General features: G+C 62.6%; 8 protein-coding genes. 2 read left to right on the forward strand and 6 right to left on the reverse strand.

Going from position 1 to position 13,846, the window contains the following annotated elements:
* The first annotated feature begins 13 nt into the window (after nucleotides 1–13).
* Nucleotides 14–238: a hypothetical protein gene (locus I2I01_RS16510; RefSeq protein ID WP_196287561.1), complete on the forward strand. Its 225-nt coding sequence runs from the start codon at nucleotides 14–16 to the stop codon at nucleotides 236–238.
* 110 nt (nucleotides 239–348) lie between these two features.
* Nucleotides 349–810 (forward strand): SMI1/KNR4 family protein, encoded by a 462-nt coding sequence (locus tag I2I01_RS16515; RefSeq protein WP_196287562.1) that lies wholly within the window; start codon nucleotides 349–351, stop codon nucleotides 808–810.
* 48 nt (nucleotides 811–858) lie between these two features.
* Here the strand turns inward: I2I01_RS16515 and I2I01_RS16520 are convergent, their stop codons facing one another.
* The 6 genes from I2I01_RS16520 to I2I01_RS16545 all read right to left on the reverse strand — a co-directional run bounded on the left by I2I01_RS16520 (nucleotide 859) and on the right by I2I01_RS16545 (nucleotide 13,027).
* Nucleotides 859–1,179: a hypothetical protein gene (locus I2I01_RS16520; RefSeq protein WP_196287563.1), complete on the reverse strand. Its 321-nt coding sequence runs from the start codon at nucleotides 1,177–1,179 to the stop codon at nucleotides 859–861.
* A gap of 475 nt (nucleotides 1,180–1,654) precedes the next feature.
* Entirely contained in the window at nucleotides 1,655–2,128 is a 474-nt protein-coding gene (locus I2I01_RS16525; RefSeq protein ID WP_196287564.1) for a hypothetical protein, read from the reverse strand.
* Nucleotides 2,129–2,412: 284 nt separating this feature from the next.
* Nucleotides 2,413–2,838 (reverse strand): hypothetical protein, encoded by a 426-nt coding sequence (locus I2I01_RS16530; RefSeq protein WP_196287565.1) that lies wholly within the window; start codon nucleotides 2,836–2,838, stop codon nucleotides 2,413–2,415.
* Between the two features lie 522 nt (nucleotides 2,839–3,360).
* Nucleotides 3,361–9,882 (reverse strand): T9SS type A sorting domain-containing protein, encoded by a 6,522-nt coding sequence (locus tag I2I01_RS16535; RefSeq protein ID WP_196287566.1) that lies wholly within the window; start codon nucleotides 9,880–9,882, stop codon nucleotides 3,361–3,363.
* A gap of 235 nt (nucleotides 9,883–10,117) precedes the next feature.
* Entirely contained in the window at nucleotides 10,118–10,912 is a 795-nt protein-coding gene (locus I2I01_RS16540) for a LytR/AlgR family response regulator transcription factor (RefSeq protein ID WP_196287567.1), read from the reverse strand.
* A 171-nt stretch (nucleotides 10,913–11,083) separates the two neighbouring features.
* Nucleotides 11,084–13,027, reverse strand: a complete 1,944-nt coding sequence (locus tag I2I01_RS16545; RefSeq protein ID WP_196287568.1) for a sensor histidine kinase — start codon at nucleotides 13,025–13,027, stop codon at nucleotides 11,084–11,086.
* Nucleotides 13,028–13,846 lie beyond the last annotated feature (819 nt).

A 13,846-nucleotide genomic window follows, 5' to 3' on the forward strand; every position in this document is an offset into this window, starting at 1 on the left:
AGCCACCCCATTCATGAGCAAACCCACCATACACCAGAAGGTGAGCCTAATCGGCAGTTATGTACTCGTGGCTGCGGGCCTATTCGGGATGCTGTTTTGCTTTCCGTTCCTGTGGTCCGCAAACATGGCGGACTTAGTTGGGGCAGGCTTCCCGTTCGTGGGCGGAGCCATTTTAGTCGCTGGCGGCTTGCTCAGCTTAACCTTACAAGCCAATCGTCAGGCAGGAACGAACGAGTAGAGCCCTTTTTACAAATGCTCTTTTTGCTCTTCGGACCCTTTGCTTGAACAAGTCCGTGTCATATCGCTACCTTATCCCTTGCCACTAATTCCCATGCGTTGCGCGTCCCGATGAACGACTTTGCCCGCCAAGCGGCTGCCATCCGGCACCTGATTGCCACGCGTGCCGACGCGGTCGATTTCGCCGAGTTTGGGGACGGTACCTCGGAAGAATGGATTCAACGGGCCGAAGCGCGGTTGGGCGTCGCGTTTCCGCCCTCGTACTGCTGGTGGCTGCGCCAGTACGGCAGCGGGACGATTTACGGGGACGAAGTCTACAGCGTGTACGGACTGGATTTCGACACCGTCTCTGGGGGCGACGTCGTGCACATAAACGAATTGGACCGAGCGAGGGAAGGCCTGCCGCCGGAGCATTTAATGATTATGAACGACTACTTGGGGCAGGAATACTTCTTAGATTTATCACGGGCCAATGCCGCTTCCGAGGCACCGGTGTATGTGTCGTTTGGAGAAGAGACGCAATTGTATGCCGCTAGCTTCTTCGACTTCTTGGCAAAGCAGTTATCGGAATAGCTCCTTTCGCTATCCGGACCCTTTAAATAAGCTCTAAGCCGGTCAGAGTTATTCGAAATCCACCGCGAACCGGGATTGCACCACCGACCAGCGGCCGGTTGGCAGCTGGGCTATCCAAACACACCGGCACGCGGGCTTGAGAGAAAACGTGGTGTAGACCCCGTGCGGGCGGTCGATGAGGGTAATGGGTTGGCGACGGACGCTGTCGGCGTGCAGTAAGAAGTGAAACACGGCCCCGTACCGGTTTTTGCCATTCGGCCCAATGTATTCGTACACCCACCGCTCGCCCACATACACCTGCAGCGTGTCCTGTTGGCCCGTTTCAATCTTGAACGCGATGCCTTTGAAAACAGCGGGGTCGACCCACATATGCGGTTTTCGGGCGGGCGGGTGATAGGTCCGGACGGTTGCGCGCTGCGCCTGGAGCGGCTGCCGCGACTGGGGCGCTTGGCCCCGCCCCGGCAACGCCACGAGCACGAGCAGTACCCCCCGCGCCTTGCCCAGAAAGCGGACCCGGGAACGTTCGAGACTTGAGCAGGGCAACGGCTCGGCCGGGTGGCACGGGTAGCCGTCAGGCGCAACGGACGGACACGCCGCTGGGACCTGCCCGCGGTTCTGCTGTGGCACACTTGTTTGGTTACTCATGGCGTCAGGCCCCAAAAGGAGGGGGCTAGGGTGATGCGCACGGAACCCACAATCCACAGGCTTCCCACAGAAAATATGGAAAATGATGCCCCCTGAACCCACGCCCGTTTTAGCGGGCATCCCCTCGTTCCGGCGTCTTGTCCCGTTGGCCACCGCACCGAAACCGGTCCTCCTGGGCGAATAGGCTGCCGGGCCGGGGCTATTCCTTGGGGTAGCGCTCGTAGGCGCGGGCCACGTGCCAGTGCCCGTGCAAAGGGGCCAAGTCCTCAACCAGCTGCCGAAAAAAAGCCGCCCGCGCGTGGTCTTTGGTTTTGTCCAGCACGTAGTTGCTGTAGACGCCCTGTTGAATCAAGTACCGGCGGCCGGCCATTTCAACCAAGGCGCTGTTGGTGGCCTGCGGGTTGAGCGGGGGCATGAACCGGAGCCGGTCTTCGGACTGCCGAACCGCCAAGCGGGGCAGGTCCCGGGCCGCTAAAAAGCGGGGCTGCGGGCAGGGCAAGGGCGTGGAAATGGTCGAGTCCGTTAGCTGCACGACCCGCCACTGGTTGTTTTCCACCCAGAGAAAATAGGTGATGTCTTGACCGCGCTGGTGCGTGAGAAACGTCAGGAACTGGGCGCTGCGCCGTTCCCGCCGGAGGCTGTCTTGGAGGGAACGGATGATGCGTTCGTCCAAGTAAAATGGAAAAGAGCGAAGGTACGGGCTTTGGCTCCGCCCGGTGGTTGGGCACAGCAGCAGCAACACGCTCAAGGCAAGGGGCAAGTATTTCAGGCGGCTTTCACGGTACGGGCGCATCGGAGGCGAGGGCAGGGCGTTGGCGGGCAGTCCCACCGGCCCTGTTGGCAACGAGACGCAATCTGGACCGATGGAGTCCGAAATTACCCTCATTCTTCCATCCGGACCCTTTCGCTGAACGGTTGGGAAGAATGTTATACGGCAAACCCCATAAACGGAATTGGCTAACCCTTCGGGGTGCTCCACATCTGAATGAAACGGTCCGTTGCTCCAAAATCAACGGGCCAGGATGCCTCCAGCAACGGGGAAAAGGCATAGGTAGCCGTTGGGAAGCGGAGCCGTAACGCCCCGAACAAAGAGCCCTTCCCCTCGATGGCGAGCAACTCGTTTCGCGCCAGCCAAACCGGGCGTTTAAACGCATGACGCAGGTAAAAATGCGTGGCGTCGGCCCGTACTTCGTGCAACCAGGCCATGCGGGCCAGATACCCCACCGCGAACAGGCAGAGCAGCCCCGGCCAGTACCAAGTGAAAAGCAGGCAAGCAACGCCTACCAGCCCAAACAACACGCCGGCAATGCAATACAAGAGGTTGAGTGTGAGCGAACTTCGGCTGATTAATCGGCGGCTCTCGCGCGGCTGTTGGAACGCCATGAATCAAAAGTAAATGCTCCCTATTTCATTCGGACCGTTTCGTTGAACGCCTCCAACCCTGTGTTTCAATCTTCCGCCGCATGAACTGGCCATGCGTCCTGAATCACTCGGTCTTTTCTGGGTATGGAAATCAGGAGCATGAGCACCAGGTTTAGCAAGAGCACCCACACTACTAAGGGCACCCACCGGATGCGCCAGTTTTGCCAACCTCCGCCAGGCATTTCGACTGGAAAACGAAAAATATTCATTGGATTGAATCGGACAAGGACATTAGAGCCGAAAAATACCCTCGTTTACGCAGGCCGCATAGGCAGCGGGACCAGTTAGGAAAGCGCGTGGCCGAGCACATGGCCGATGAGCGGTTCGGGCCAGGCGAGCTGGCCAGTCTAACGCCCGCGGCCACAGCTGGGGCGATAGGCTTTGGCTAGCCACGTAATGGATGCATTCAGCCGTGTTACGCAACTACAAAAAAGCCCCGGCCTGTCAGGCCGGGGCTTTTAAATGAAGCGAAGTGCTACGCCATTACTGGCGAACGACGCGCTGGGTGAGCACGCCTTGCGCGGTCAGCACCCGGAAGGTGTAGACGCCCGCCGCCAGCTGGCTGAGCTGGAGCTGGGCCGTGCCGGCGGCCACCGTGCCGGTGTGCACCACCTGGCCCAGCGCATTGAGCACGGTCAGTTGCGAGGCTTTGGCGTTGATGCCGCTTAGCTCCACGCTCAGCTGGCCGTCGGCCGTCGGGTTGGGGAACACGCGCAGGCTCACGCCCGCCAGCGTGGCCGTGCCAGTGCCCAGCACCGTGGCCGTGACGGCCGCCGAGGGAATAGATGAGCAACCGGCCGACGAGATGGCCACGACCGTGTAGGAACCGCTTTGCGCGCCGGCGGTGAGCTGCAGCGTGCCGGTGGCGGTGGGCGTGCCCACGGCTACAGGCGCCCCGCCGCCCGTCGAGCGGTAGAACTGGTAGGTCACGCCCGCCGTGGCCGGCGTGCTCAGCACCACGGCGCCGCCCGCTTGCGGCGTGGCCGTGAGCGTGGGCTGGCCGATGCCGAAGATGACCGTGAACGTCGTGGTCGCCGAAGAGCCAGCACTGCAAGCGCCCGTGCCCGCCACCGTGTTGGTGATGGTGAAGGTGCCATCGATATTGGTGGTGGCCAGGGTGATGACACCCGTCGCCGGGTCGATACGCAGGCCGGGTGCCGTGGTAGCAAACGTGCCGGCCACAGCGCCTGGTGCCAGCACGGGCGTTACCGTCACGGGCGAGTTGGTGCAGTACGTACCAGCTGGGTAGCTGAACGAGGCGTTGGGCGGGGTCGAGAGCGATAGAACGGTTTGCGCCGTCTGGGTGCAGGCGGCCGAGGGGCCGGTGGGGGTCAGCGTCAGCGTCACGGTGCCGGCGGCCACGTCGGCGGCCGAGGGCGTGTAGGTGGTGTTGAGCGTGGTGGCGTTGGGCGAGAAGGTGCCCGTGCCCGAGCTGGTGTAGGTGCCACCCGTGGCCGTGCCGGCGACGGTGCCGTTCAGCTGATACGGCGTGCTCCCGCAGCTGCTGGCCGTGGCAGCGCCCAGCATAGCCACCAGGCCCGGCGTCACGTTCACCTGAATCGGCGTGCGCGAGGTGCTAACGCAGTCATTGCCCACCAGCAGATTGAAGAAGAAGTAGTAGCTCGAACTGGCGCCGCCGATGTAGCCCCCGATAATTGACACCGACCCGCTGGGAGTGGTGTAAGGGAAACTGTTCACGTTGTCGCGGTACAGCGTGGGCGGGGTGCCGGTAGTGGCGGTTACCAGGCGGTAGGTGCCGGCAGCCGGCACAGCCAGGTTCAGGGGCAGCACGGTCGGAATCAGCGAGCTGGTGCTGCCGGCCGCCACTGCGAACGGACCTGCGGTGGCCACCAGGGTGCCGGTTACGTTGTCGCGCAGCTCCACGGTCAGGCTGCCTGCGGTGGCGGTGGCGTTGTACACCGTAGCCTCCTGAATGGTCGTGGGGCCGTTGGTCGTGAGCACTATACCCGTGTTGGTACCGCTGTAGCCGCCGTTGGTCTGAACGGATGTCGCTTTGCCAACCCGCTCCGCGCCGCTGGCAAAGGCTTCGGCATAGTAGGTAGTGCTGGCCGTGAGGGGAGCCGTCACGTAGGGGTTGCCCGTGCCCACGGCCGTGCCGCCGGTGGCGGTGGTGAAGTAGCGCACGCTAATGCCCGTCGGCACCGTGGCCGAGAGCGAGGCCGTGCCGCCGGCGCACACGCTCAGCGGCGAGGGGGCGGCCGAAATCACCGGGTTATTCACCGTCACGGTGGCCACGTTGCTGTAGGCTACGTTGGCGCCGCAGGTCACTTTGTAGCGGTAGTAGGTGGTGCTGGTGAGCACCGGCGTGGTGTAGGTAGTGGCCGTGGCGCCGGCCACATCGGTGAAGGTGCCGGTGGCGCTGTTGCTGCTCTGCAGCTGGATGCTGCCGTTGGCCGGGCCAGCTAGGCTCAGCGAGGCCGTACCGCTCACGCAAATCGAGGACGTTGCCGGCGAGAGCGTGCCGCCTACCGGGGCCAGCACGTTCAGCGTGGGGGCGGGCGTCAGCAGGTCGTTGGTGGTATTACCGTCGCCCTGCACCGTGGCCGTGATGGCAAACGAGTACGTGCCCAGGGCCGTGAAGTCGGCCAGGCTGGTGAGCGTCACGTTCTGCGTGGCCGTCGAGGCCAGCGTGCCCGTGTTAATGGTTTGGGTCAGGGTTTGGGTCGAGCTGCTCGGGCCGCTGATAACCACCGTCACGGTGGCGGGCGTGGTAGCGAAGTCGAGCGCGGCCGAGCCGTTGTTGCGAATCAGCACCGTTACGGGCGTATTGGCGCCGAAGCAGGTAGCCGTGTTGTTGTTCAGCGGCGACACCAGGCGGCCCGGGGCTAGGTCCGTCACGGCGGGCGTGAACTGGTAAGCGCCGAGGCTGGGCGTGGTAGCCGGGCGCGTGGCGCCCGTATAGTCCACCGTCACGGTTAGCGGCGTACCGGCAGCGGCCACGGCCGGCGACACCGGCAGCAGGTTGGTGTTCGAGGTAAATACCGGGTCGGCGCTGATGGAGTTCACGTCCTTGGTAGTGGCCGTTTTCAGGGCCGCCAGCGTGGCCACGTCAGCAGCCACGTAGCCGAGCACGCCGTTGGGGGCGGCCACGTAGTAGTCGTTGTAGTCGCTGGTGCCCAGCACGCTGGCGTTGGTGTAGTACACGCTGTAGGACTTCACCGTGTTGGTAGTGGCTGCGCTGGCAATGGTGTTCGCAAAGATGTTGTTGCGCACATCCAGGCCGGTCACCGAGGCCGACGTCACGGCCAGGGCCGCGCTGATGTTGCTCGGCGTGGCGTAGCTCGCATTGGGCGAGAACGTACCGAACAGGTTCACCGTGTTGTAGTACAGCTTGGTGCCCGTACCGCCCGTCATGTAGATGCCGAAGGGGTTATAAATGCTGCTGCTCGAATAAGCACCCGTGAGAATATCAGAAATCAGGTTGTTCGAAATTTCCGTGTTGGTCAGGTTGGTGGTGCTGCTCAGGAAGATGCCGTAGGCGCCGTAGCCGCTGGAGATTTGCTGGCGCAGGCCCGAAATGGCGTTGCGCGAAATCACCCCATTGGTCACGTTGGCACCCAGCTCGATGCCGGCAATGTTGAACGCAGCGGCCGAGCCGTCAATGCCCAGAATGGTGTTGCGCGAAATGAGCGGGGCAGTGGCGCCCTGCAGGTCGATGCCGCGGAAGAGCACGTTGCCGAACGCCGCCGTGCTCGTGCCCGACGGCACCGCCCCGATGCGGTTGCCCACAATCTGCAGGCCGTCGTAGGACGTGGGCACGCCGTTGGCTTTGGCAAAAATGGCGTCGTAGGTGGCCGTGATGGCGTTGTTCTGGATTACCAGGTTGTCGTTGTCGTCGCCGTAGATGAAAGAGCTGGGCGTGGGAAGGGACACCGAAAGCCCCGCCGAGACATAAATGCCGAACGAGTTGCTGTTGCTGAACGAGTTGCTGCTGGACGAGCTGCTGCCCACCAGGTTGAGGTTGCGCAACGTGATGTTGGTCGAGCCGGCGTTGGCGCCCTGGCTGCCCACCCACACCACGGCGTTAGCCGCAACGTTGGTGCTGTTCAGGGTCAGGTTGCGGGTGCTGCCGCCAGCGGTGTTGGCGCCGTCCAGCGTGATGTAGCGGGCGTTGTTAAACAGCACCACGGCTGCCGCCGTGCTCGGGCCCGTCACGGTAGCACTTACGCCCGTGTAGGGGCTTACGGTCAGCGTGTTGGTAGCAGAGGCCGAAGGAATATTGCTGAACGTGATGGGGAAGGTTTCACCCGTCGTACCCGAGTACGCGGCGTCGAGCAGGTAGAACGTCGTCGGGCCCGTCAGCACGTTGATGGCGTAGGCGTTGGCCGCGGCCGTGAGGGTGGCAAACATGCGGTTGGCCGGCGTACCGGCGGGCGGCGTCGAGGTACCCACGTAGTAGGCGCCGCTCAGGGTGCCCACAATCTGGAACGAGGCGGGCGAGGCCGGTGCGGTGGTACCGGGGGGCGTGGTGCCGCCGCCACCGCCGGGGCTGGTGCTGGCATTGGGCGAGGCCACCAGGTCCTGGGCCGACACGTAGTACTGAATCACATCGCCCGTCGTCACGCCGCCGGGCAGCAGCGCGTAGTTGAAGTTGAAGGTGTAGCTGTTGCCGCTCACGCTCGTGGCGTTCACGAACACGAAGGCGCCCGTGGTGCCCTTGCGGTAGTACAGACGCGGGGCATTGGCGCCCGTGGCCACCCCGCTGGGGTCCGAGATGGTCACGACCAGCGCGGGGCCAGCGGTGCTGTTGGTGTTGTTGAGGGGAGCGTACGTCAGGGTGGGGCCGGTCAGGTCGAGCGGCTGGTAGGTGCCCTCGTAAGCGCCCAGGTCGGGCGCGGTGGTGCTGCGCGTGGCATTGGCGTAGTCGGTCGTAATGCCGTTGATGGGCACGCCCCCGCTCTCAATCTGGGTGGGCGTGGTGGTGCTCACCCGCAGGAAGTTGGCGTTGGTGCCGCTGGTGCTCACGAAGGGCGGGTTCTCCGTCACCGAGTTGGCTTCGCGGCCGGCCATGAAGTTCTTGTAGTCCGTCAGCGTCTGCTGGGCGTTGACGTAGGGGACACTCTGGCCTTCCACGTAAATCAGGTTGGTGGCCGAAGGTGTGCCCGCGTAGTACAGGTTGGCGTTGGTGGTAGTGGTCAGGTTCACGGGCACCACGCCCGCCGTGCCCGCGGTGCGGCGCAGCGCTGCGGTCACGCCCGTGCCGTTCGCCGTCGAGGTGTTCACCACCACGTTGTTGCGCAGGGTGATGGGCGAGGTATTCAGCGAGTTGTAGGTAATGCCCGAGGTACCGAAGTTGGTGCCCGTGCTGGTGGCGTTCAGGTAAATGCTGTTGTACTGGGCATTCACCACGGTGCCGCCCAAAAACAGGCCCGAGATGGCCGTCACGCTGGAGGCAGCGGGGGCATTGATGTCGCCCACGAGGTTGTTGGTCACGTTGGTCGTCGCGCCCGATGCGTAAATGCCGTACACAATGGGCGAAGTACCTAGCGCCGTCAGGCCCGATATCCGGTTGCGGTACACGTCGAGGGTGCTGCTGCCGAACAGGTTCGTGCCCCACAGGTTGTTGCCGCCCCCGTTAATGTTCTGCATCGTGTTGTCGTAGTACTGCGCCGCCGAGTTCGAGTTGTGGAAACCGTAGAACCCGTACACGCCCGCCGTCGTGGCTGTGCCGCTGTAGTTGCTGATGGTGTTGCCAAACACGTTCACCGTCGCCGTGGCCCCGGTGCCCACATACACGAAGTAGGTCGAGCCCGTGGTAGCCGTCGGCCGGCTCCAGCCGCTGAGGGTGTTGCCCGAGATGGTCAGGTTAGTCACCGCCGCCGTATTGTAGATGCCGTAAAAAGTAGCCACACTAGCCGTGGCCGACGACATGGTCACGCTGTTGTTGGCGATGGTGACCGTGCCGTTGGTGGTGTTGGCGCCGCTGCCATTCTGGATGCCGTAAATCGTAGTAAAGCCGGTGCTCACAACGTTCGACACCAAGTTCACCGTGTTGCCCAGCAGGTCGGCGCTGCCGCCGGTGCTCACCAGAACACCGTAAAGCGTGCTGGTAGAAGCGGCGGCCGAGCCCGTCGGGGTCGAATCCAGGTTGTTGCCCTGCACCTTCAGCCCATTTTGATAAATGGCGTAGATGCCATAAGCCGTGGCCGTGGTACCGAAGTTCGAAACAGTATTGCCCGTGGCCGCGGTGCCGCTCACGATGCTGCCCACCTCGTTGTTCTGGTCGTAGAGGGCGTATGGGCTGCTGGCCAGGTAGCCGGCCAGGTAGATGCCGTTGTTGACGCCGCTGATGGTGTTGCCGTAGAACTTATTGTTCGAGTTGGTACCGGCCGCCGTAGTGGGCGTCAGCTGCGAAATGGCGGTGGGCGTGTGGTTGTTTAAGTAGATGCCCGACGTCACGATGCCTTTCTGCAGCGTGATGGTGCAGTTGCGAATAGTCACGTTCTGGGCACCATCCACGGCCGGCGAGCCGGCTTTCAGCACCGCGAAGCCCCATTCCATCTGGGGGTTCGTGCCGGTGTTGGAGGTCGGGTCCACCAGCGTCAGGCCATCGAAGGTCACATAGTCAGACCCCGCCAGGCTGATGATGGCGTCCAACGTGGGCGAGGCACCGATGCCCGCCGTAATGGTGGGGTTGGCGCCGGTGCCCGCCTTCTGAAACACGATGGGATTAGCCGCCGTGCCCGAAGCCGTAATGGCCCCTGCCGTGGGCGAGGCAAAGGTTTCGGTGTAGCCCGCCGCGATGTTGAACGTGACCCCGCCCGGGCCCACGCCCTGCGCGTTCAGGTCCGTAATGGCCGCCGCCAGGCTAGCATAGCCGGTGCTGCCCGAGCCGGGAATGGCTCTGGCACCGCTAAGCTGCGCCTGCGCGCCCAGGCTGCCGAGCAGCAGCAGCCCGGTCCCGAAGACCTTGGCCAGACTGGCCCGGCGCGACAGTAGCCGGAACAGCAAACCCTGCGGTTCCAGAAGTAAATTTCCTTGCATGTGCTGGAAGAAAAAAATGGGTGATGGAGAGAATGCCGCATTCCGACCAATAGCCGGGGCCGCCACCGCCTCGCGCCAGCGCCGCCGGGGGCAGCGCACAGCCAAGACAGCGTTATGTAAAAGCTTTATCATTCAGGTGGATTTAGGGTAGGAATAGCAGCAGAGTGTGGGCAGAACAGGGCCCCGGAATGCGGCAAACCCCTCCGCAGCGGGTGGAGCAACTGCTTGGAATCGCCTAGCCGATAGTGCGCAGGCGGCTGATGAGCTCGGGCAGGTAGAGGCGGCCCACTGGCAGCACCTGCTTGCCCACCTGCACCAGCAGGCGGGTGGGGTCGAGCCGCTCGATGTGCTCAACGTTGACGAAGTAGCTGCGCTGAATTTGCACAAACCGCTCGGCGGGCAGGATGCGAGCTAGCTCGCGCATGGACATGCGCACCGGTATGCTGCGCTCGGCCAGCGTCAGGCTGCACGTCTTATTGTCGGCCACAATGCTGAAAATGTCGCGCAAGTGCACCTTTTCCAACAGCCCATTCTCCTTCACGAAGACGGAATCGGCGGCTGCCTGAGCTGGCCCCGGCTGCGGGGAGGCATCGGGAGCGGGCCAAGTGCTGCTGGCAAAGTTCTTCACAGCCAGAGTAATGGCGCGGTGCAGCGTATCGGCCACGGCGGGCTTGGTCAGGTAGGCCGCCGGGCCCACGGCCTGCGCCAGCTGAAAGGTCTGCTCGTCGCTAAACGAGGTGAGGAAGATGAGCGGGACGGGACTGTGCGCCAGCAACTGCTCGGCCAGCTGCAACCCATTGGTAGGGCCGCGCAGGCCAATGTCGAGCAGCACCAGGTCGATGGGCTCAGTGCGGTAGAGGGCCATTGCCACTTGCGCACTCGCGGCCGGGCCTACCGTTTCGTAGCCCATGCCTAGCAGCATCGACTCAACCTGGTCGGCATACAGCGGCTCGTCTTCCACCACCAGCACCCGCACGGCCGCCAGGGCCGGCTGTTGGTCAATGTCAGCGAACAGCAGCGAAGAACTCATAAAATGAATCTCAATTGGTTACCAGCCACTTTACCCGCGCTGCGCCCCGGCTCCTGTAGCGTGAGCCCGCGCTGGGTAACAGTAAGGCAATAGTAACCCGTGCCTCTCACCCGTCCTTCCGTCCCGGCGCGAGAAGACGGTTTTGGGGTGTAAGTGAGAAAATTCCGGGTGTCAGCCGCGTGGTGTCGGGCCAGCCGGCTGGCCGGGGCGCGGCAGCGAAAGCGTGGCGGTGGTGCCCTGGCTGGGCTTACTGCGCAGGTCCAGCTGCCCGCCTTGCAAGCGGGCAAAAAGCCGGCTTAGCCGCAGCCCCAACCCGGCCCGGCCCCGGTAGGGGCCGGCAGCCGGCAGCGGCTGGTCGCTCATGACAAGGCGCAACTCCGGCGCGTCCATGCCCGGTCCGGTGTCGGCCACGGCCAACTGCAGCTGGTGGGCGTCGGCATCGGCCACGCTGACCGTGATTCGCCCCCCGGCGGGCGTGGCCTGCAGGGCGTTGTTGACCAAGTTGCGTAGAATGGTGAGCGTCATGTTGCGGTCGGCCTGCACCAGTTGCTCTTCGGTAGCGGGGGGCACTTCCAGCGCGATGCCGGCCGTGTGGGCACTGGGCTGGTAGAGGGTCACAATTTCGGCCAGCAGGTCCGCTACCCGCAGGGGCTCCGGCACGGGGCGCAGTTCGCCGCGCTGCGACAAGGCCCAGTTCAGCAGGTTATCAAGCAGAGCCCGTAGGCTCTCGGCCGCCTGCCGCACGCGCCCGCCCAAGCGCAGTAGGCGCATGGTGTCCTGCCGCTCGCTATAGGTCGTCAGCAAATCGGCCAAGCCGCCGAAAGCCATCACCGGGCTGCGCAAATCGTGGGCAATAAGGGCGTAGAGGCGGTCCTGCTCAGCGCGAGTGGCCTGCAGCTCGGTGCGTTGCCGCCGCAGCCGCCCGGCCAGCACACCCGCCACCACCAGTCCGGCCACTACGGCCACTAAAAAGCTGCTCAGCCCCCATAGGTACTGGCGCTGCTTGCGGGCCTGCAGCTCCTGCAACTGGTTGCGGTTGGTCAGCTCCCGCACCCGGCTCCGCTCCAGCTCGGTATCGAACTGCAAGCGCAGTCGGCTCAGATTGGCTTCGCGCTCCACCAGGTTCAGGCTGTCACGCAGCTCATGGGCCCGCTTGGCCAGGGGAAAGGCTTCGTTTCCGCGCCCGAGGGCGGCCAGCGCGTCGGCAATAATGTTCAGACAGCCCACCACCAACGAGTTTAGATTGAGTTGCCGGGCAATAGGCAGCGCAGGTTGCGTCACGGCCAGGGCATCGGCAAACCGGCGCTGCTCCAGCATCAGGTTGCCTATGAATATGCGGGTGACGACAATACCATAAGATTTGCCCGCACGCTGAAACAGGCGCAGGGCGCTACGATGGTAGTAATAAGCTGAGTCAATCTGTTGGTAAAAGGCATGCACCAGCCCCAGGCTATTGAGGTATTGGGCCATATTGGCCTTTGGCAGTCGAGTGGTGCGCAGAATGGTCAGGGCTAGCCTGGTATGGTACAAGCACAACCGCTTGGTAGAGTCCGGATACGGCCGGCCCGACTGCAGCCAACTGAGATAGAACATCCCCAGGTTGTTGTGCGCCACGCCCAGTTCTTCCGGCTCGGCTCGGTACTGTGGTCGCTGTAGTTGCTGTAGCGCCTGCTGGAAATATTGCTGAGCGCCAACAAAGTCCTGCTGCAGGCTGGCAATTCGGCCCAGCCCCAGCAGCGCCCGAGTTAGCAGGCGCTGCGCCCGGGGTAAATCCTTTGCCCGGCGCACCACCTGCTGGTAGTAACGCACCGCCGCCACCAGGTCTGTCTGCCTAAAATAATTGTCTGCTAGCTGGTTAAGCAATGTTGCTTCGCCGTAAGCATCGTGCAGTTGCCGGGCCAGCTGCAGGCCCTGCTGCCCATAGCGAAGGGCTTGCGCGCTGTTTTCGCCGGCCGTGGCTTTGGCCAGCTGTTCGAGCAGGCGCACGCGGTTGGTATCGGCGGGCGTGGCCGTCAGGCGGTGCGTTAGGCTATCGAGGTAGAGGTTAGCCGGCTGGCTTTGGCTAGGGCGCGCCCATCCCAATAGCAGAACCAGAACCACATATAGCCTATTCATTCACAGATTGCCAATCCATAACGCCAAAGATATTGATTTTGCTAGTGCCGACGCTAGCTGCAATGCACAGCCTCTCCTCTAGCCTTTATCCCGTTCGGTTTATTAGAATCATACTTGCAAGTTCCCAGCAAGCTGGGAATGGCTACGCTCCGGTGACCAACCGAAAGCTGGTGCTTCGCCCCCCTGCGCCTTCATACCGCAGCACGGCCTATGCCTCGAAGTCGGCGATATCGCGACCGGCCGTGTCTGGGTAACAATGCGCCATGCGCGTCCACTTGGCCGTGGTAACCTTTCCCGAAGCCATCGAGCAGGTAAGTGAGCAACTGCCTCAGCCAGTCAATAAAGAGAATCGGTCGTCAGCGCTTCCAAAAGCGCGACTTGGCCAACACTTGGCCTAAGGTCTATTTATGATTAGAACATTTAGAACATATAGACTCCTCTTCTAAATAGTATGAGTATGCGGCGAGCTATGACCGCATGAAAATTTTTTTAATCCCCTCTTGTCTTCTCAAAAAATCCCACTACTTTTGCACTCCCAATCGCCAACAGGGCCTCGGGTTTTGCCAACGCAACCGCTGCAGCAAAAAAAATGACAGGGTCGGGAACTTGCCGGGAGTGGCGCTTGTCTTGCTTCCCGTGCCGGCTGGGCAAAGTGCTAGAAAAATAAATTTTCAGCGCCGCTTGCGAGAGTCGAAAAAAGGGCCTTACCTTTGCACCCCGCTTCGAAAGGAAGCGGGCAGGAGTTGAAAAGCGAAGCAAACGAAAAATAAAAATTTTCACTTTTTGCTTGCCACTTCAAAACTTCTTCTTACCTTTGCA

It is taken from the genome of Hymenobacter properus (assembly GCF_015694735.1).
In the GTDB taxonomy this organism is placed as follows: domain Bacteria; phylum Bacteroidota; class Bacteroidia; order Cytophagales; family Hymenobacteraceae; genus Hymenobacter; species Hymenobacter properus.